The organism is Micromonospora sp. DT233 (assembly GCF_049841815.1).
Classification (GTDB): Bacteria; Actinomycetota; Actinomycetes; order Mycobacteriales; family Micromonosporaceae; genus Micromonospora.
The window spans coordinates 506,083-525,380 of record NZ_JBNCLB010000003.1 but is presented as its reverse complement, the minus strand read 5'-3'; the positions used below and the strand labels follow the sequence as shown (position 1 = coordinate 525,380).

Sequence of the window (19,298 nt, the reverse complement as noted above, 5' to 3'; positions counted from 1 at the left end):
ACTGCGAGTGAAGTTACTTTAGGTGGCGGCTTGCTAGCAAGCAGTTAAGTGACACTTAACGGAAGAAGCTGCCGTTTCGCCATAATTCGCCGCAGCGGGGGAAGGCCTCGGCGGGACGGCAGGCGCAACGGAAGTCGCGCTCCACCCCGACGGCCGCGCCGGAGGGCGGGGCGATGTCCCACCCCCGAGGCAGGATGGGGGGCGTGACGCAGGTGACGGCCGGCTTCGGCGCGGCGGAGGCGCGACGGGTGCTCGCGGGCTTCGGCCCGGCGACCCGGGAGTGGTTCGACGCGGCCTTCGCCGCGCCCACCCCGGCCCAGATCGGCGCCTGGCGCTCCGTGGCCGCCCGGCGCAACGCCCTGGTCGTCGCCCCCACCGGCTCCGGCAAGACCCTCGCGGCGTTCCTCTGGTCGCTGGACCGGCTGGCCGCCGCACCGCCACCGGCCGAGCCCCGACAGCGCTGCCGGGTGCTCTACGTCAGCCCGCTCAAGGCGCTCGCCGTCGACGTGGAGCGCAACCTGCGCGGCCCGCTGGCCGGCATCCGGCAGGCCGCCACCCGGCTCGGCGTGGCCCCGCCGGAGATCACCGTGGGGATGCGCACCGGCGACACCCCCGCCGACGAGCGGCGGGCCTTCGCCCGCACCCCGCCGGACATCCTCATCACCACCCCCGAGTCGCTGTTCCTGCTGCTCACCTCCGCCGCGCGGGACTCGCTTCGCGGCGTGCAGACGGTCATCGTCGACGAGGTGCACGCCGTCGCCGGCACCAAGCGCGGCGCCCACCTGGCACTGACCCTGGAGCGCCTCGACGAGCTGCTGCCCGCGCCCGCGCAGCGCATCGGCCTGTCGGCCACCGTCCGGCCGATCGAGGGCTGCGCCCGGTTCCTCGGCGGGGCCCACCCGGTCGACGTGGTGCAGCCGCCCAGCGCCAAGACCATCGAGGTGAGCGTCCAGGTCCCGGTGGAGGACATGACCCGCCTCGACGACCCGGAGCAGCCCCCCGACGACCTCGGTGGCCCCGGCCCGCGCCGGGGGTCGATCTGGCCGGCCGTGGAGGAACGGGTCCTCGCGCTGATCCGGGCGCACCGCTCGACGATCGTCTTCACCAACTCCCGGCGCAGCGCCGAACGGCTCTGCGCCCGGCTCAACGAGCTGGCCGCCGAGGAGGCGGGCCCGACGCCGGCCGCGCCGGTCCCCGCCCGGCAGCCGGCCGAGGTGATGGCCCAGTCCGGGGCGGCGACCGGCGCGGCCCCGGTGATCGCCCGCGCCCACCACGGCAGCGTCTCCCGCTCCGAGCGCAAGCACATCGAGGAGGCGCTCAAGTCCGGCCAGCTCCCCGCCGTGGTCGCCACCTCCAGCCTGGAGCTGGGCATCGACATGGGCGCGGTCGACCTGGTGGTGCAGATCGAGGCCCCGCCCAGCGTCGCCTCCGGCCTGCAACGCGTCGGCCGGGCCGGGCACCAGGTCGGCGCGGTCTCCCGGGGGGTGGTCTTCCCGAAGCACCGGGGCGACCTGCTCTCCTGCGCGGTGGTCGCCGAGCGGATGGCCGCCGGTGCCATCGAGGAGCTACACCACCCGCGCAACCCCCTCGACGTGCTGGCCCAGCAGGTCGTGGCGATGGTCGCGCTGGAGCCGTGGCGGGTCGGCGACCTGGCCGCCCTGGTGCGGCGGGCCGCGCCCTTCGCCGAGCTGCCCGACTCCGCGCTGCACGCCGTGCTGGACATGCTCTCCGGGCGCTACCCGTCGACCGCGTTCGCGGAGCTGCGGCCCCGGCTGGTCTGGGACCGGGCCGCCGACGTGCTCACCGGCCGGCCCGGGGCGCAGCGGCTCGCCGTCACCAGCGGCGGCACCATCCCCGACCGGGGGCTCTTCGGGGTCTTCCTCGCCGGGGCGCAACGCGCCGCCCGCGTCGGCGAGCTGGACGAGGAGATGGTCTACGAGTCGCGCATCGGCGACGTCTTCCTGCTCGGCTCGTCCTCCTGGCGGATCGAGGAGATCACCCCCGACCGGGTGCTGGTCTCCCCCGCCCCCGGGCAGGCCGCGCGGATGCCGTTCTGGAAGGGCGACCAGCTCGGCCGCCCCGTGGAGCTGGGCCGGGCCATCGGCGCCCGGGTGCGCACCCTGCTGCGCCAGGACGACGCGGCGGCGACGGCCGCGCTGCGCGCGGGCGGGCTCGACGACTGGGCCGCCGGCAACCTGATGGCGTACCTGCGCGAGCAGCAGGCCGCCACCCGCCACCTGCCCGACGACCGGACGGTGGTCGTCGAGCGGTTCCGCGACGAGCTGGGCGACTGGCGGCTCGCCGTGCACTCGGTGCTCGGCGCGCGGGTCAACGGCCCGTGGGCGCTGGCCATCGGCCGCCGGCTGGCCGAGCGGTACGGGGTGGACGCCCAGGTGATGCCCTCCGACGACGGGATCGTGGTGCGGCTGCCGGACACCGCCGACGAGCCGCCCGGCGCCGACGTGGTGGTCTTCGACCCTGACGAGATCGCCCAGCTCGTCGAGGAGTCCGTCGGCACGTCCGCGCTCTTCGCCGCCCGGTTCCGCGAGTGCGCGGCCCGGTCGCTGCTGCTGCCCCGCCGCGACCCGCGCCGCCGCCAGCCGCTCTGGCAGCAGCGCCAGCGCGCCGCCCAACTGCTCGACGTGGCCCGCGAGTACGCGGACTTCCCGGTCACCCTGGAGGCCGCCCGGGAATGCCTGCAGGACGTCTTCGACCAGCCGGCGCTGGCCGGGCTGATGCGCGACCTGGCCGCCCGCAAGGTCCGCCTGGTCGAGGCGGAGACCACCAAGCCGTCACCGTTCGCCCGCTCGCTGCTCTTCGGGTACGTCGGCGCGTTCCTCTACGAGGGCGACGCCCCGCTGGCCGAGCGGCGGGCCGCCGCCCTGTCGCTGGACTCGGCGCTGCTCGGCGAGCTGCTCGGCCGGGTCGACCTGCGCGAGCTGCTCGACCCGGCGGTGCTGGCCGAGACCGAGCGGCAGCTGCGCTGGCGCACCGAGCAGCGCCGCCCCCGCGACGCCGAGGACACCGTCGAGCTGCTGCGCACCCTCGGCGACCTGTCGGAGGCGGAGCTGGCCGAGCGGGGTGTCCCGGTCGACTGGCTCACCGAGCTGGCGGCGGCCCGGCGGGTGCTGCGGGTGCGCATCGCCGGCCAGGACCGCTGGGTGATCGTCGAGGACGCCGCCCGGCTGCGCGACGCGCTCGGCGTGGCGCTGCCGATGGGGGTGGCCGAGGCATACCTGACGCCGGTGGCCGACCCGCTCGGCGACCTGGTCGCGCGGTACGCCCGCACCCACGGCCCGTTCGCCGCCGCCACCTGCGCCGCCCGGTTCGGGCTCGGGGTGTTCGTGGTGGAGCAGGCGCTGCGCCGGCTCGCCGCCACGGGGCGGGTGGTCTCCGGCGAGTTCACCCCGGACACGGTGGGCGCCCAGTGGTGCGACGCGGAGGTGCTGCGGATGCTGCGCCGCCGCTCTTTGGCCGCGCTGCGCCGGGAGATCGAGCCGGTGCCGCCCGCGGCGCTCGCCGCGTTCCTGCCCCGCTGGCAGCAGGTCGGCGGGTCGGCCCGGGGCGTGGAGGCCCTCGCCGCCGCCGTGGAGCAGTTGCAGGGCGCGGCGGTGCCGGCGTCCGCACTGGAACGCCTGGTGCTGCCCGCCCGGGTCGCCGACTACTCCCCCGCCCAGCTCGACGAGCTCTGCGCCAGCGGCGAGGTGCTCTGGGCCGGCTCCGGGGCGATCTCCGGCGGCGACGGCTGGGTCACCCTCGCGTACGCCGACACCGCGCCGCTGCTGCTCCCCGCGCCCGACGACGCGCTGACCCGTACGCCGTTGCACGACGCCGTGCTCGATGCCCTCGCCGACGGGCAGGCGCTGTTCTTCCGGTCGCTGGCCGACCGGGTGGCCTGCACCGACGACGCCGCGCTGGTCGCCGCGCTCTGGGACCTGGTCTGGGCCGGGCACCTCACCAACGACACCCTCGCCCCGCTGCGGGCGGCGCTGGGCGGCGGCGGGGCACACCGGTCCCGGCCCGCCGCGCCGCGCACCCGCTACCGCCGCCCCGGCCGCGTCGCGCTGCCCAGCCGCAGCGGCCCGCCCACCGTCGCCGGCCGCTGGTCGCGGCTGCCGGAGCGGGACCTCGACCCGACCCGGCGGGCCGCCGCCCTGGCCGACGTGCTGCTGGAACGGCACGGCGTGGTGACCCGGGGCGCGGTCGTCGCCGAGCAGGTGACCGGCGGTTTCGCCGCCGTCTATCCGGTGCTGTCGGCGCTGGAGGAGCGCGGGGCGGCCCGGCGGGGATACTTCGTGGAGGGCCTCGGCGCGGCCCAGTTCGCGGTGCCCGGGGCGGTGGAGCGCATCCGCGCCCTCGCCGACGTGGGCGACGGCCGCCGGGATCGGGACGACGACGGCGGCTCGGGGCAGGTGGGCGACGGCGCCCGGAAGCGAGGCGGCGCGGCGACCGGCGGTGGTCGGGGCGGGTCCGCCCTGGTGCTCGCCGCCACCGACCCGGCCAACCCGTACGGCGCGGCCCTGCCCTGGCCGGAGCGGGTGGTCGACTCCGGCGACGGGGCGGCACCGGCCACCGGGCACCGGGCCGGGCGCAAGGCGGGCGCGGTGGTGGTGCTGGTCGGCGGGGACCTGGTGCTCTACGTCGAGCGGGGCGGCCGGACGATCCTCTCCTTCGCCGACGACCCCGCCGCCCTGGCGGCGGCCGGCCGGGCGCTCGCCGACGCGGTGCACTCCGGGGCGCTCGGGGCGATGTCGGTGGAGCGGGCCGACGGGGAGGCGGTCGGGGCGTCCCCGCTGAGCGAGGCGCTGACCGCCGCCGGCTTCCGGGCCACCCCGCGCGGCCTGCGCCTACGCGGCTGACCTCACCGCGGCCTGACCAGCGCGGACGGCTCATCGCACAGCCAGAGACCAAGCCAGCCACTGGGGAGACGGGCCGCCGTCAGGACGATCTCCCCGTCCGGAACGCAGGTGTCAGGGCGCGGCCAGCCGGGCGATCAGCTCCTCCGCCAGCGGCCACGGGCCGTACCCGTCGGCGGTGGTCATGTGCCCAACATCGCCGAGGTCGACCAGCTCCGCGCCCCACCGCTCGGCGTGGTGCGCCGCCCGCTCGTAGGCCATCACCGGGTCGGTGCGGCTCGCGGCCAGGATCGCCGGGAACGGCAGCCGCCCGGCGGGCAGCGCCGGCATCGAGGACTCCCCGTCCGTCCACGGCTCGGCGAGGTCCGGCGGGGCGACCAGCAGGGCCCCCCGCACCGGGCCGGGGCCGCCGCGCGCCCACAGCGCCACGGTGAGGCAGCCGGCGCTGTGCGCCACCAGCACGGTCGGCTCGGCCGACTCGTCGATCGCGGCGGCCAGCGCGGCCAGCCGGTCGACGGTCACGTACCGGCCGCGCCGCGCGTGGCGGACCCGGCGGCGCTGCGGGTCCCGGCCGCGCAGCCACTCCTGCCAGTGACCGGGCAGCGGCTCGTTGCGGCCGGGCACCAGGAGCACGCGGGTCATGGCCGAAAGGCTAGCGTCGAGCCGGCGGCCACGCCGCCCACGGCCCGACAGACCCCGGAGTACGAGGAGGACGCCCATGGCGTGGATCTCGCTGACCACCGACTACGGCCTCGCCGACGGCTTCGTGGCCGCCTGCCACGGGATGATCGCCCGGCTCGCCCCGGCGGCCCGGATCATCGACGTGACCCATCTGGTCCCGCCGGCCGACGTGCGGCGGGGCGCGGCCGTGCTCGCCCAGACGGTGCCGTACCTGCCGGTCGGGGTGCACGTCGCGGTCGTCGACCCGGGGGTGGGCACGGCCCGGCGCGGGATCGCCCTGGCCACCCCGGGCGGGACGCTGGTCGGCCCCGACAACGGGCTGCTGCCCGACGCCGCCACCGCGCTCGGCGGGATCACGGCGGCCGTCGAGCTGACCAACCCGCGGTGGCTGGCCCCGGAGGTCTCCCGCACCTTCCACGGGCGGGACGTCTTCGCCCCGGTGGCGGCCCGGCTGGCGCTGGGCGCCGCGCTGCCCGACGCCGGCCCGGCGGTCGACCCCGCCACCCTGGTCCGGCTCCCCGAGCCGGTGCTGCGGCCGACCCCGGACGGCTTCACCGCCGAGGTGCTGACCGTGGACCACTTCGGCAACGTGCAGCTCGCCGCGCCGGGCGAGCTGCTGGCCGCGCTGCCGGCCCGGCTGTCGGTGGCCGGCCGTCCGGCGGTGCACGGGCGTACGTTCGGCGACGCCCCGCCCGGCGCGCTGGTCGTCCACGTCGACTCCGCCGGGCGGGTCGCGGCGGCGGTGCGCAACGGCCGGGCCGCCGACGCGCTGGCGGTCGGGCCGGGTGACCTGGTGTCGGTCGACGCCGCCGACCGGACGAGCGGGGACGAATCGGCGGCTGCTGAAATCGGACCACTGGCGGACTGATGCCCGTTGGCGGGTTGTGGAATGCTCTCCCGGTGGGTGATCAATGGGTTCCTCCGGCATGCCCCTGCTGCGCGTCGCTGACCGGTGGTGGCACCTGCCCGGTCTGTTTCTGGACCGACGACGGCCAGGGTGACGCCGACGCCGACGTGGTGCGGGGCGGCCCCAACGGCGACCTCAGCCTGTCCCACGCGCGGCTCAACTTCGCCATCTACGGTGCCAGCCACCCCCGCTACCAGGACATCGTCCGCCCGCCCCGCCCGGAGGAACGCCCCTGACCGGATGGGGGGGTCAGCAGCGGGGTGGGGTGCCGCCGTGGACGGCGGAGACGTACGCGTGGCTGACGTAGTGACCGGGGGCCAGGCGGTTCCAGCGGTTCGTGGTGCGGAACGGGCCGGCGACGGTCTGGCCGGTGACGTGGCACTGGATCGGCACCACGGCGTGGGTGGCGGCCAGGCCACGGGCGGCGTACCCGGTGCCGGGGCCGGCGCGCAGGTTCAGCGGGCCGTCGCCGATCACGCCGTGCGGGCCGGTGCCGGTCCAGAGGTACGCGACGTCGACCCAGGCGTTGTCGGCCAGTTGCAGGCCGTCCCAGAAGGTCCCGTCGGCGAGGTCGACGCCGCCGGGGTTTCCCACGGTGCGGCCGAACTGGTCGCGCCCGCCGTGATAGCCGGACTGGTACGCCGCCTGCGCCTCGGGGAGCCCCTGGGGCAGGTCCTTCCAGTTCTCCCGGACGCCGGAGGGGTTCCAGTAGTCGTCGCGGGTGTTCCACGGGCCGACGTCCCAGACGGGGGCGTACTCGCAGCGGCCGCCGCCGACGGTGCAGACCCGCAGGGTGTAGTCGCCGGCGCCGAGCGGGGCGAGCGCCCGCCGCGAGGGCAGCGCCACGAAGTGGTCGCGGGGCTGCACGACGTGCCCGTTGGCGGTGGTCTCGCCGACCAGCCCGATCCGGGTGGCGTACACCCGGTGCACCCGCCCCGGCGTGGCGGCGGCGACGACGGCCGCCCGGTCGGCGGTGAGCCGGACGGCGCGTACCGCCGGGGTGGCCCCGGTGGCGCGGGCGGTGAGCAGCAGCCGGGCCTGGACTCGGGTGACCGGGCGGTCGAGGACGGCGGCGGGGGCGGCGGTGCGCCACTCGGTCCAGCCGGCGGCGGAGCGGCCCCGCACCTGGACCTCCAGCGCGGCGTCGCGGCCGACCTCGGCGGCGACCTCGGCGCGGATCCGGGTGGCGGGCCGGGCCAGGGTGCGGGCCGGGCCGAGGTACACGCCCTCGGCGACCGGCGGGCGTCGGCCGAGCGCGGCGGAGGTGATCGCGCGAGGGCTGCGGTCGAGCAGCCGGAGCCGGCCGCCGGACCATCGGGTGTTCTGGCCGCGCGCGCCGGAGAGCTCCACCTGCCACTGTTCGGCCGACCCGCCGACCGCAGGACCGGAGGCGGCCGGCGCGGCGGCGGCCGGGCGCAGGGCGGGGGCGAACGGGTTCGGGACGGCGGCCGGGGAGAGCACGACGGCGAGGGCCCCGGCGAGCAGGGGGGCGAGGGCGATGCCGCGAGCGGCACTTCGAGGGCGATTCATGTTGTTCCTCCTCTTAACCTCCTGATCGTTCCGTTATGAGGGGATAGCTGGGAAGCGCGATACAGATGGCGCTACACGCGAGTGCCGCTCGGGGAGGGAGGATGGCGGGGTGCCCGAAGGCGACACCGTCTGGAACACCGCCCGCGTGCTGGAGCGCGCCCTCGGCGGGGCCCGGCTCACCGGCAGCGACTTCCGGGTGCCCCGGCTCGCCACCACCGACCTGACCGGCTGGACCGTCCGCGAGTCGGCCAGCCGGGGCAAGCACCTGCTGCTGCGGCTGGCCGCCCCCGAACCGCCCGGCCCGGCCACGGACCGCCCGGCAACGCCCGACGGCGGGACGACCGGCCCGGCAACGCCCGACCAAGGGACGACCGGCAGCGGGACGGCCGACGGCGGGACCGTCCACTGGACGTTGCACTCGCACCTGCGGATGGACGGGGCCTGGCGGGCGTACGCGCCGGGCGAGCGATGGAGCGCCCGCCCCGCGCACCTGATCCGGGCGGTGCTGCGCAGCGCCGGGGCGGTGGCCGTCGGGTACCACCTGCACGACCTGGAACTGGTGCCGACCGCGCGGGAGGACGAGCTCGTCGGACACCTCGGGCCGGACCTGCTCGGCGCGGACTGGGACCCGGCGGAGGCGGTCCGGCGGCTGGCCGCCCAGCCGGCGGCGACGATCGGCGAGGCGCTGCTCGACCAGCGCAACCTCGCCGGGGTGGGCAACCTCTACAAGTGCGAGGTGCTCTTCCTGCGCGGGCTCTCGCCGTGGACGGCCGTCGGGGCGGTGCCCGACCTGGCCGGCACGGTGGCGCTCGCCCAGCGGCTGCTGGCGGCCAACCGGGGGCGGTGGACGCAGAGCAGCACCGGCTCCCTGCGCCGGGGCCAGACCACCTACGTGTACGGCCGGCGGGCGCAGCCGTGCCGCCGCTGCGGCACCGCCATCCGCAAGGAGGAGCTGGGCGAGCGGGTCACCTACTGGTGCCCGGCCTGCCAGCCGGGGCCGTCCTGAGGCGGCGCCGCGCGGACCGGGGCGACCCGGACCCGGAAGATCCCCAGATTGGGACGAATGGGTAATTCCTAACCGGGCCGCCACGTCGCATGCTGCGGTTGACCGCTCACCCATCGTCAAACCGGCGTGACCGACCGCCCCGAGGGGGTGGCGGCCGGCGCGCCACGCTCCCGGGGAGAGCCATGGCGCTGTTCCGCAGAACCCGCCCCCACCTCACCGACCCGGCCGGGCAGCCGGACGGGCCGACCGTGCCGGCGGCCCGGACCGCCGAACCGGCGACACCCGTGCCGGCCAGCCTGGACCCGGCGGCGGTGCCGCGCTGCTTCGGCGCGGTGCCCAACCACGCCAGCAGCCCGCTGCCGGTGCCCGACGGGCGGGGCGGGGTGGTCCCCGGCACCGGCATCCGCAAGTTCGTCGACGCGCTGCCGGGCCCCGGCGAGGCCGGCCGCACCGAGCTGGGCGGGTACCTTCCGGTCGCCGTCCCCGACACCAGCACCTGGCCGGGCTGCGACTACTACGAGATCGGTTTGCAGGAGTACGCCCAGCGGCTGCACCGCGACCTGCCCGCCACCCGGCTGCGCGGCTACCGGCAGCTCAACCTCGGCACCGACGGTGCCGGGCAGAACACGATCGTCCCGCCCGAGCGGCCGTACCTGCTCGGGCCGGTGATCGTGGCCCGGCGGGGCCGGCCGGTGCGGATCACGTTCGTCAACCAGCTCCCCACCGGGCGGGCCGGCGACCTCTTCCTGCCCGTCGACGCGACCCTCGACGGGGCCGGCGCGGGGCCGCTGGAGGGGCCGGCCCCGTACTCGCAGAACCGGGCCGTGCCGCACCTGTACGGCGGGCAGACCGGCTGGATCAGCGCCGGCAACCCGTGGCAGTGGGTGACCCCGGCCGGCGAGATCACCCCGTACCCGACGGGGGTGGGGCTGACCCCGGTGCCGGACATGCCGCCGCCCGGCCCGGGAGCGACGACCCTGTACTTCCCGAACGAGCAGAGCGGCCGGCTGATGTGGCTGCACGACAACACCCTGGGCCTGTCCCGGCTCACCGTGTACTCCGGTCAGCTCGCGCTCTACCTGCTCGTCGACCCGGCCGAGGAGAGCCTCGTCGCCGACGGGGTGCTCCCGGCCGACCAGGTGCCGCTGGTGCTCCAGGACCGCACCTTCGTGCCGGACGACACCCAGCTCGCCGACCAGGATCCCACCTGGGACCGGGACCGCTGGGGGGCCCGCGGCAGCCTCTGGCACCCGCACGTCTACCAGCCCCGACAGGACCCGTACCGGGCCTCGGGCGGCAACCCGACCGGCCGGTGGGACTACGGCCCGTGGTCGGCCCCGGCCGGGCCGGCGGAGCCGGGCACCCCGGCCGGGCCGGCGGAGCCGGGCACCCCGGCCGGGCCGGCGGAGCCGGGCACCCCGGCCGGGCCGGTGCCGAACCCGCACCACGACCCGGTCACCGACCCCGACGAGCCGCCGCTGGCCCCGGGCGTGCCGCACCCGTCGGCGGTGCCCGGCGCGTACGGGGACACCCCGCTGGTCAACGGCGTCGCCTACCCGTACCTGACGGTGACGCCGAAGGCGTACCGCTTCCGGATCCTCAACGCCTGCGCGGACCGCTCGCTGAACCTCCAGCTCTACCGGGCCCGCTCGGACGGGCCGATGTGGGGCCCCGACGGCGAGCCGGGCGACCCGGACGCGGGCGAGGTGCCCATGGTGGCGGCGGTGCGCGCCCCCGACCGGCCGGCGCACTGGCCCACCGACGGCCGCGACGGCGGGGTGCCGGACCCGGCGGCGGCCGGGCCGCCGTTCGTGCAGGTCGGCAACGAGTGCGGGCTGCTGCCCGCGCCGGTGGTGCTGCCGAGCCGGCCGGTGGGTTACCGCTACGACCGGCAGGACCCGACCGCGCTCAACGTCGACGGGCACGCCCTGCTGCTGGCCCCCGGCGAGCGGGCCGACGTGGTGGTCGACTTCTCCGCCGTGCCCCCCGGCTCCACCCTCATCCTCTACAACGACTGCCCGGCCCCGCTGCCCCGCTACGACCCCCGCTACGACCAGCACACCGGCGCGCCGGACCGGACCGCCGTCGGCGGCGTCGCCGGCACCCGCCCCGGCTACGGGCCGAACACCCGGACCCTGCTGCAGTTGCGGGTCGTCGGCGAGCCGGCCGACCCCTTCGACCTGGCCCGCCTCGCCGACCGGTTGCCCGCCGCGTACGCGGCCAGCCAGCGCCCGCCGATCGTGCCCCAACCGGCGTACGACCCGGCGTTCGGCACCCACACGGCCGGGGAGACGGTGGCGACCGCGTACGCCACCTCGGTCAGCTTCACCCCGGTCGGGGCCGCCGCCCCGGTGACCCTGCCGCTGGCGGTCAAGGCGGTGCGGCAGGTCTTCGAGCCGGCGTACGGGCGGGTGGCGGGGCGGCTCGGGGTGGCCCACCCGCAGGCCGGACCGCTCGGCCCCGCCACCCTGGCGCTCGGGCCGGTCGACCCGGCCACCGAGACGCTGGTGATCGCCGACCCGACCGTGCAGATCGGCGCCGTCGGCGACGGCACCCAGCTCTGGCGGATCGTCGGCGACGCCGGGCAGACCCACCCGGTGCACTTCGGCGGCTGCGACGTGCAGGTGGTCAACCGCGTCGGCCGCGACGGGGCGATCCGCCTGCCGCACCCCAACGAGCTGGGCTGGAAGGAGACGGTCCGGGTCAACCCCGGCGAGGACGTGATCGTGGCGCTGCGCCCGGTCGCGCCGCTGCTGCCGTTCAAGCTCGGCGACAGCGTCCGGCTGCTCGACCCGACCCGCCCGGCCGGCGCCCGGATCGGCACGACCCTGCTCAGCCCGGTCGACGGCCGGCCGGCGTCGGTGGTCAACCAGCTGGTCAACATGGGGTGGGAGTACCGCTGGCACAGCCAGCTCGGCGGGTACCGGGACCAGGGGATGAGCCGGCCGCTGGTGCTGCGGGTCGCCCCCCGCTCCCCCACCGGGCTGACCGCCACCCCGGTGCCCGGTTCGGCGACCGTCCTGCCGGCGATCGCGCTGACCTGGACCGGCAGCGGCGGCCACCCGCCCGCGCGCAGCCACGTGCTCCAGCGGGCCACCGACCCGGCGTTCGGCGCGGGGCTCACCGCGATCACGGTGGCCGCCGCCGCCAGCCGCTACACCGACGCGACGGTCACCCCCGGGGTGACGTACCACTACCGGATCCGGGCGGAGAACGAGGTGAGCTGCTCGGCCTGGTCCAACGGGGTGCCGGCGGCGGTCCGGCTGGCCGCCCCGGCCGGGCTGGTCGCGGTGGTCCCGCCGGCCGCGCCGCTGCGGGTGGCGCTGCGCTGGGCGAACCGCTCCTTCGCCACCGGCGTCGACGTGCAGCGGGCCACCAACCCGACGTTCACCAGCGGGCCGGTGACCACCGCGATCGGGGTCGACGGGCAGCACGTGGACGCCGTGGTGGCCCCGGAGACCACCTACTACTACCGGGTGCGGACCACCTACCTGGGCACGGCGTCGTCGTGGTCGACGATCGCCACGGTCACCACCCCGCCCCGACCCGCGCCGCCGACGGCGCTGGCCGCCGCCGCGAGCGGGCCCGCGCCGGACACGGCGACGGTGGCGCTGACCTGGGCGGCGGGCCCGCCGGGCGGGCCGGGGGCCGGGTTCGTGGTGCAGCGCGCCGGTGATCCGGCGTTCGAGCGGGAGGTCGTGGCGTTCACCGTGCACGCGCGGGGGTTCACCAACACCGGCCTGGCCCGGGGCGTGACGTACCACTACCGGGTGCGGGCGTTCAACGTCGTCGGCGGCTCGTCGTTCACCGCCCCGGTGGCGGTGACCACCCCGGGCTGAGGGGCCTGCGGGCGGGCGACGCGGGCCGAGCGGGCGGGCGGCGGGGCTAGGGGGTGCGGGCGCGCAGCGGGTCACCGACGGTGCGCAGCTCGGCCAGCGCCGACGCCACCCCGTGCAGCAGGTCGGTGGCCTCGGCGAGCCGGGACGCGGCGGCGTGCTCGGCGCTGGGCCGGGAGTCCTCGGCGAGGTATCCGGCGGCGGCGACGACCAGCCGCTCGTACGCGGCCACCCCGCTGACCAACTGCTCGTGCAGCTCACGGTGGGCCTCGGCGAGCGGGGCGCGGGCGTCGGCCGGGGCGAGCCGCAGGGCCCGCTCGACGCTGACCACCCGCCCGGCCAGCTCACGCAGCGAGCGGTCGGCGGCGGCGGCCTCCAGCACGGCCGGCTCGGCGAGCCCGGTCAGCCGGCCGGTCATCCCGTCGAGGGTCAGCGCGGCCCGGTCCAGCCGGGCCCACGGCTGCGCCACGCTGGTGCCGCGCAGGGCCAGCCGGGACCGGGCCCGGCGCACCTCGGCCAGCACCCCGGGCCCGGCGGGGAGCCGTTCGACGGCGGAGACCAGCCGGGCCCGCGAGCGGGCGGCGGCCTCGGCCGGGGCGAGCTCCGGGGGCGCGGGTCGGGCCGCGTGGGCCCGCAGGTCGAGCCAGCGCCAGCCGGCCAGGACCAGCGCGCCGCCCGCGGTGCCGGCCCAGGCCGCGTCGGGCAGCCCGAGCCCGGCGTACGGGGTCAGCACGGCCGCCGCCCCGGTCAGCCCGCCGGCCAGCACGCTCCACCGGCGGGCGGCCCGGCGCAGCCGGCCCAGCTCCCGGAAGTACCGAGCCCGCTCGTCCGCCATGGTGTCTCCTCGTTTCCGCCCTGAGTGTCTCCGCGCTCCGGCCGGCCGGTCGGGGGCGTTCCCGCCGCCGGCCGGACCGCGCTCGGTGCCGCCGGACGAGCGGCGTTCGTTGTCGCTCAGCTCGCGGCGGTGCTCTCCCCGGTGCCGCGCTCCTGGCCCAGGCTGGCCCGGATCTGGTCGAGCCGGGCCGCCGCGGCCGGGTCGGTGGCCGGTGCGGGCTGGCCCTGCCCCACCGCCCGCTCCTGCCGGCCGCCGAGCTGCTCGCCGGCCATGCTGGAGCGGATCTGGTCCAGCCGGGACGCGCCGGCCGAGTCCAGGGACGCCTTCTGGATCTCCAGCATCCGGCCCTCGACGGAGTTGCCCGCCAGCTCGGCGCGGCCCATCGCGGTGGCGTAGCGCTGCTCGATGCGGTCGCGCACCTCGTCCAGGGAGGGGGTGCTGCCGGAGGCCGTCAGCGAGGACATCGACTCCAGCGAGCGGGCCACGCTCTCCTGCATCTTGGCCTGCTCGAGCTGGCTGAGCAGCTTGGTGCGCTCGGCCAGCTTCTGCTGCAGGATCATGGAGTTGTTCTCCACCGCCCGGCGGGCCTGCGCGGCGGCGCCGAGGGCCTGGTCGTGCAGGGTCTTCAGGTCCTCCGTGGCCTGCTCGGCCGAGACCAACTGGGTGGCCAGCATCTGGGCGGACTGCTCGTACCGGCTGGCCTCCGCCTCCTCGCCCTTGGCCCGGGCCTGGTCGGCGAGGACCAGGGCCTGCCGGGCGTTGCCCTGCAACTGCTCGACCTCGGACATCTGCCGGGAGAGCTTCAGCTCGAGCTGACGCTGGTTGCCGATCACCGCCGCCGCCTGCTGGACCAGCGCCTGGTGTTGACGCTGCGACTCCTCGACGGCCTGTTGGATCTGCACCTTGGGGTCGGCGTGCTCGTCGATCCGGGCACCGAACGCCGCCATCAGATATTTCCAGGCCTTGACGAACGGGTTCGCCATCTTCGCGGTATCCCCTCAGTTAGAGTCGCGCCGCCGGCGACCGTGCCGGACGGCCCGGCGGCGCTCACCCGCGGCGGTGACCCCCATCATCCCAGCCGGGCGCCAGCCCGGCATTCCTGCGCCACGAGCGGCACGCCGCCGTCTGATCAACAGTACGCGGCGCGGGAAAGCCCGACCATGCCGTCGAACGGTCGAGCCCACCGGGGTGTGGGGACGGTCGGTGCGCCGAGGAGTCAGGCGGCGCAGACCACGTCGCGGTCGCGTTCGGTGGGGCGGACCCGGGTGCTGCGCAGGGTGGCCCGCAGTGGGGAGTCCTGGTGCACCGCGACGGTCACCGGGCCGCCGGACGTGACCTGGCGCACCGCACGGTTGGCGGTCTTGCGCACGGCCGCGCGGGGCGTCGACTCGGCGGGCTCGTCCTGCACCGGCACCAGCACCCCGGGCAGCTGCTCGGCGAGCGCGACCGTGTCGCTGACCTCACGCAGCAGCTCGGAGAGGCGCGCGCCGAGGGCGTCGCAGATGGCGGCCAGCAACTCGCTGGAGGGCTCCTTCTGGCCGCGTTCGATCTCGGACAGGTAGCCCAGGCTGACGTTCGCCGCGGAGGAGACCTCGCGCAGGGTGCGCTGCTGCCCCTGTCGGCGTGCCCGCAGTGCGTCACCGATCACCCGGCGTAGCAGGACCATCGCACCTCCCCTGACGGGTCGCACCCTCCGTCGAGCACCGCGCCGACGCGCCGGGCTGCCGGCGACGCCGACGTCACCCGCCGGAACCTTCCCGCAACCGTACCCGTTACCGGCCCCGGTGACATCCCACCCCGGCCCACCATCTGCCCGTGGCCACTCAGCCTCGCCCCGACGCGGCGGTCGCGGGGGCCGCCTCGCCCGATCCGGTCTCGTCGTCCGCCGCGTGGATCCGCTCGGCCAGCAGCCGCAGGGCCTCGATCACCGCCGCGGAGCGGATGTGGTCCCGGCCGCCGTCGAGGTCGAGCCGGCGAACCTGCGTGCCGGTCGGCCCGGCGACCGCGACGTAGACCAGCCCGACCGGCTTGCCGTCCTGCGGCTGCGGGCCGGCCACCCCGGTGGTGGCCACCCCCCAGTCCGCCCCGCAGCGCCGCCGGCCGCCCTCGGCCAGGGCGCGGGCCACCTCCGGGTCGACCGGGCCGCGCTCGGCCAACAACTCCTGCGGCACGCCGGCCAGCTCCGACTTCAGCTCCGTGGCGTACACCACCAGGCCGCCCTGGTAGACGCCGCTGACCCCGGCGATCTCCACCACGGCGGCGGCCAGCAGCCCACCGGTGAGCGACTCCACGCTCGCCAACGTCTGGTGCCGCTCCGCGAGGCTGTGCACCACCCCGGCCGCCGGGCTCCCGACCGGCTCCCGCCCGTTCGCATCCGTCTCCATGTCCGCGTTCCTTTCCCCGCCGAGACCGTCCTACGCATCCTCGCCCGGCGTGGGGGTCAGGCGCGGGGGCGGCGCAGCCGCAGGGCCTGGACGACGTAGTCGAAGCCGGTGACCACCGTCACCCCGACCGCGGCGGCCATCAGCCAGGGACCGACGGCGGCCAGGGCGTCCGGCATCGGCCACAGGTACCAGGTGATCGCCAGGATCTGCAACGCCGTCTTGATCTTGCCGCCCCGGCTGGCCGCGATGACGCCGTGCCGGATCACCCAGAACCGCAGCGCGGTGATGCCCCACTCCCGGAGCAGGATCACCCCGGTCACCCACCAGGGCAGCAGGTCGTACCAGGACAGCAGCAGCAGGGCCGCGCCGGTGAGCGCCTTGTCGGCGATCGGGTCGGCCACCTTGCCGACCGAGGTGACCAGGCCGAACCGGCGGGCGATCCAGCCGTCCACCAGGTCGGTCGCCGACGCGAACGCGAAGATCAGGCAGGCCACGATCCGCCAGCCGGAGTGGCTCATCTGCGACACCACGACCGTCGCCGTGAAGACCGGCACCAGCACCAGCCGCAGCAGGGTCAGCCCGTTGGCCGCGTTGAGCACGGGCACCCCGGGAACCACCGGCGACGGCGTCGACTCCGCCGGAGTCACCGACAAGCCCCGATCGGGCCGCCGAGGCGAACCTGACGTCGCACCACCTGGCTCCCCCGCTTCCTCAGGGCCCGCCGTCACCGTACCGCGCCGGACGCCGCCGAGATCATCTCATCCGGCACCGCGATCAGGTCCACCCCTTCGGTGCCGGTGACGGTGGCCCGCACCAGGTCGCCGGGGCGCAGCGCGGCCAGGTCCACTCCGCCGTCGGCCGGGGCGACCAGGGTGGTCGAGCCGTCGACCTCGGGGGCCTGGTGTGCTGCCCGCCCCTCGACCACGCCGTCGTCGACCGAGTCGACCAGCACCTCGACGGTGGCGCCGAGGCGCTCCTCGGCGCGCTGGGAGCAGAGCTCGTCGGCGAGCGCGCTGAGTCGGTCGTACCGGCGCTTGACGGTGGCGGCGGAGACCTTGCCCGGCAGGCCCGCGGCCTCGGTGCCGTCCTCGTCGCTGTAGTCGAACATGCCGATGGCGTCGAGCCGGGCCGCGGAGAGGAAGCGGACCAGCTCGTCGATGTCGGCGCGGGTCTCGCCGGGGAAGCCGACGATGAAGTTGCTCCGCGCGCCGGCCTCGGGCGCCAGGGCGCGCGCGTTCGCCAGCAGCTCCAGGAACCGGTCGGTGGAGCCGAAGCGGCGCATCCGGCGCAGCACCGGCTCGCTGGAGTGCTGGAAGGACAGGTCGAAGTAGGGCGCGACGCCCGGCGTGGTGGCGATGGCCTCGATCAGGCCGGGCCGGGTCTCGGCCGGCTGGAGGTAGCTGGCCCGCACCCGGACGATCCCGTCGATCGCGGCGAGCTGCGGCAGCAGCTTCTCCAGCGCCCGGGGGTCGCCCAGGTCCTTGCCGTACGAGGTGGAGTTCTCGCTGACCAGCACCAGCTCCCGGACGCCGGTCCTGGCCAGCCACTCCGCCTCGGCCAGCAGCTCGTCGGGGGTACGCGAGACGAAGGCCCCCCGGAAGGCGGGGATCGCGCAGAACGCGCAGCGCCGGTCGCAGCCACTGGCCAGCTTGAGCGACGCCACCGGGCCGGTGTCGAGCCGGTGCCGCAGCACCTGGCGCAGGTGGGCGGGGGTGTGCTCGTCGGTGCCCACGGCCACCCTCGGGGTGCCGTGGCCGGGCAGCGAGACCGTGCCGGCCCGGCGGGCCACCGGCGTCAACGGCAGCAGCTCCCGCCGGTCGCGCGGGGTGTGCGCGGCGATCTCCTCGCCGGCGACGACCGCGTCGAGCCGGGCGGCGATGTCCGGGTAGTCGTCGAAGCTCAGCACGGCCCGCGCCTCGGGCAGGCTGTCGGCCAGCTCCCGCCCGTACCGCTCGGCCATGCAGCCGGCGGCGACCACCTTCGCGCCGGTGTCGGCGGCGGCCAGCAGCGTCTGGATCGAGTCCTGCTTGGCCTTCTCCACGAAGCCGCAGGTGTTGACGACCACCACGTCGGCGCCCTCGCCGTCGGTGGTGACCTCCCAGCCGTCGGCGTGCAGTCGGGCGGCCAACTCCTCCGAGTCGACCTCGTTACGGGCGCAGCCCAGGGTCAGCAGGGCGACGCGGCGGCCGGTGGCGGACGACGGCTCCGGGTCGCGGCGCGGTCCCGGACCCGCCGGGTTGGGGCTGGGGCTGGCGGAGGAGGCGGTGACGGAGGCAGACACCGTCCGAGGGTACCGGGCGGGCGGCAACCGCCCGGCAACGGCGGGTGGACCGGCCCCGCTCCGCCCCGTCCCGATCCACGAACGCCGCGTCCCGACGGTGTTACCGTCGAGGGCGGTGGCCCGGCGGTCGGTGACCGGCGAGCCGCCCCGGACGAGGGTGGGCGTACCCGGTCAGGCCAAGACGCCCGCGAGGTGTTCCCACTCGTCCCGGCCCCTGTGGTCGGGTGCCCCGCAGAGGTGACGTCATGGCCTGGATCGTGCTGGTGCTCTCCGGAATTCTCGAGACCGTCTGGGCGGTCGCCCTGGACCGCAGCGCCGGTTTCACCCGCCCACTGCCCTCGGCCGTCTTCGCGGTCGCCCTGCTGCTCAGCATGGCCGGCCTCGGGTACGCGCTGCGGGAGATCCCGGTCGGCACCGGGTACGCGGTCTGGGTCGGCATCGGCGCGGTCGGCACCGCGCTGGTCGGCATGGTGGCGCTGCGCGAACCGGCGAGTCTGCCCCGGATCGGCTGCCTGCTGCTGGTCGTCACCGGAGTCGCCGGCCTGAAGTTCTTCCACTGAGGCGCGCCTCAGGCGCTCTCGTCCCCGATGCGTAGTTCCGGACCGAAGTGGGTAGACAGGCGGCGCTGCGCATCAACGAGGCTTTCACCTACGGAGGACGTCATGGCCAACACCACCGCCCGCCCGCGCAACAACACCGCCCGGATCTGCACGATCCTGGGCTTCGTCTTCGCGGTCATCGCGATCTTCCTGGTGCCGGTGCTCTTCGGCCTGGTCGGCCTGATCCTCGGCATCGTCGGCGCGGTGCAGGGTGACAAGCCGCTCGGCTGGTACGCCGCCGCCGCGAGCGTGGTCGGCGCCATCATCGGCGCCGTCCTGGGTGCCGCGGCCATGGGCTCCTGAGCCACGACGCCTTCCTGACGCCCGACGGCCCGCCGGTTCTCCGGCGGGCCTCGTCGTATGCGCGCAACGGCAGGACCGGG

15 protein-coding genes and 1 riboswitch are annotated in these 19,298 nt (G+C 76.6%); of the genes, 7 read left to right on the top strand and 8 right to left on the bottom strand.

Annotated features, from left to right (window positions below):
* Nucleotides 1-194: 194 nt before the first annotated feature.
* The gene (locus tag ACLQ2V_RS10440) at nt 195-4,859 is read left to right on the top strand and encodes an ATP-dependent helicase (RefSeq protein WP_425718339.1); all 4,665 of its coding nucleotides are present in this window, start codon (nt 195-197) and stop codon (nt 4,857-4,859) included.
* Nucleotides 4,860-4,970: 111 nt separating this feature from the next.
* Here the strand turns inward: ACLQ2V_RS10440 and ACLQ2V_RS10435 are convergent, their stop codons facing one another.
* On the bottom strand, nt 4,971-5,498 hold the full coding sequence (locus tag ACLQ2V_RS10435; protein ID WP_425718183.1) for an RBBP9/YdeN family alpha/beta hydrolase: 528 nt from the start codon (nt 5,496-5,498) through the stop codon (nt 4,971-4,973).
* Nucleotides 5,499-5,574: 76 nt separating this feature from the next.
* Here ACLQ2V_RS10435 and ACLQ2V_RS10430 point away from each other — a divergent pair, with 76 nt between their 5' ends.
* On the top strand, nt 5,575-6,405 hold the full coding sequence (locus ACLQ2V_RS10430; RefSeq protein WP_425718182.1) for an SAM hydrolase/SAM-dependent halogenase family protein: 831 nt from the start codon (nt 5,575-5,577) through the stop codon (nt 6,403-6,405).
* A gap of 32 nt (nt 6,406-6,437) precedes the next feature.
* Nucleotides 6,438-6,680, top strand: a complete 243-nt coding sequence (locus ACLQ2V_RS10425; protein ID WP_229401180.1) for a CPCC family cysteine-rich protein — start codon at nt 6,438-6,440, stop codon at nt 6,678-6,680.
* A 13-nt stretch (nt 6,681-6,693) separates the two neighbouring features.
* Here the strand turns inward: ACLQ2V_RS10425 and ACLQ2V_RS10420 are convergent, their stop codons facing one another.
* Nucleotides 6,694-7,974: a hypothetical protein gene (locus tag ACLQ2V_RS10420; RefSeq protein ID WP_425718181.1), complete on the bottom strand. Its 1,281-nt coding sequence runs from the start codon at nt 7,972-7,974 to the stop codon at nt 6,694-6,696.
* 109 nt (nt 7,975-8,083) lie between these two features.
* Between ACLQ2V_RS10420 and ACLQ2V_RS10415 the strand changes: the two genes are divergently transcribed.
* Nucleotides 8,084-8,980, top strand: coding sequence for a zinc finger domain-containing protein (locus tag ACLQ2V_RS10415; RefSeq protein WP_425718180.1), 897 nt, complete (start codon nt 8,084-8,086; stop codon nt 8,978-8,980).
* A gap of 182 nt (nt 8,981-9,162) precedes the next feature.
* Nucleotides 9,163-12,819 carry a multicopper oxidase domain-containing protein gene (locus ACLQ2V_RS10410; protein ID WP_425718179.1) on the top strand — a complete coding sequence of 1,219 codons (3,657 nt, stop codon included), beginning with the start codon at nt 9,163-9,165 and terminating at the stop codon, nt 12,817-12,819.
* A gap of 46 nt (nt 12,820-12,865) precedes the next feature.
* Here ACLQ2V_RS10410 and pspM read toward each other — a convergent pair whose 3' ends face one another.
* The 6 genes from pspM to rimO form a co-directional block, all read right to left on the bottom strand.
* Complete coding sequence (gene pspM / locus ACLQ2V_RS10405) at nt 12,866-13,651, bottom strand: phage shock envelope stress response protein PspM (RefSeq protein ID WP_425718178.1); 786 nt, start codon at nt 13,649-13,651, stop codon at nt 12,866-12,868.
* 116 nt (nt 13,652-13,767) lie between these two features.
* Entirely contained in the window at nt 13,768-14,634 is an 867-nt protein-coding gene (locus tag ACLQ2V_RS10400; protein WP_425718177.1) for a PspA/IM30 family protein, read from the bottom strand.
* 233 nt (nt 14,635-14,867) lie between these two features.
* Nucleotides 14,868-15,317: a helix-turn-helix domain-containing protein gene (locus tag ACLQ2V_RS10395; RefSeq protein WP_425718176.1), complete on the bottom strand. Its 450-nt coding sequence runs from the start codon at nt 15,315-15,317 to the stop codon at nt 14,868-14,870.
* 157 nt (nt 15,318-15,474) lie between these two features.
* Nucleotides 15,475-16,035, bottom strand: a complete 561-nt coding sequence (locus ACLQ2V_RS10390; RefSeq protein ID WP_425718175.1) for a CinA family protein — start codon at nt 16,033-16,035, stop codon at nt 15,475-15,477.
* Between the two features lie 56 nt (nt 16,036-16,091).
* Nucleotides 16,092-16,688, bottom strand: coding sequence for a CDP-diacylglycerol--glycerol-3-phosphate 3-phosphatidyltransferase (gene pgsA / locus ACLQ2V_RS10385; RefSeq protein ID WP_425718174.1), 597 nt, complete (start codon nt 16,686-16,688; stop codon nt 16,092-16,094).
* Between the two features lie 71 nt (nt 16,689-16,759).
* Nucleotides 16,760-18,208: a 30S ribosomal protein S12 methylthiotransferase RimO gene (gene rimO / locus ACLQ2V_RS10380; RefSeq protein WP_425718338.1), complete on the bottom strand. Its 1,449-nt coding sequence runs from the start codon at nt 18,206-18,208 to the stop codon at nt 16,760-16,762.
* A 238-nt stretch (nt 18,209-18,446) separates the two neighbouring features.
* A riboswitch (guanidine-III (ykkC-III) riboswitch) is annotated at nt 18,447-18,507 on the top strand.
* Between the two features lie 54 nt (nt 18,508-18,561).
* Between rimO and ACLQ2V_RS10375 the strand changes: the two genes are divergently transcribed.
* The gene (locus tag ACLQ2V_RS10375; protein ID WP_425718173.1) at nt 18,562-18,876 is read left to right on the top strand and encodes a DMT family transporter; all 315 of its coding nucleotides are present in this window, start codon (nt 18,562-18,564) and stop codon (nt 18,874-18,876) included.
* A 102-nt stretch (nt 18,877-18,978) separates the two neighbouring features.
* Nucleotides 18,979-19,218 (top strand): hypothetical protein, encoded by a 240-nt coding sequence (locus ACLQ2V_RS10370; RefSeq protein WP_425718172.1) that lies wholly within the window; start codon nt 18,979-18,981, stop codon nt 19,216-19,218.
* Nucleotides 19,219-19,298: the final 80 nt, after the last annotated feature.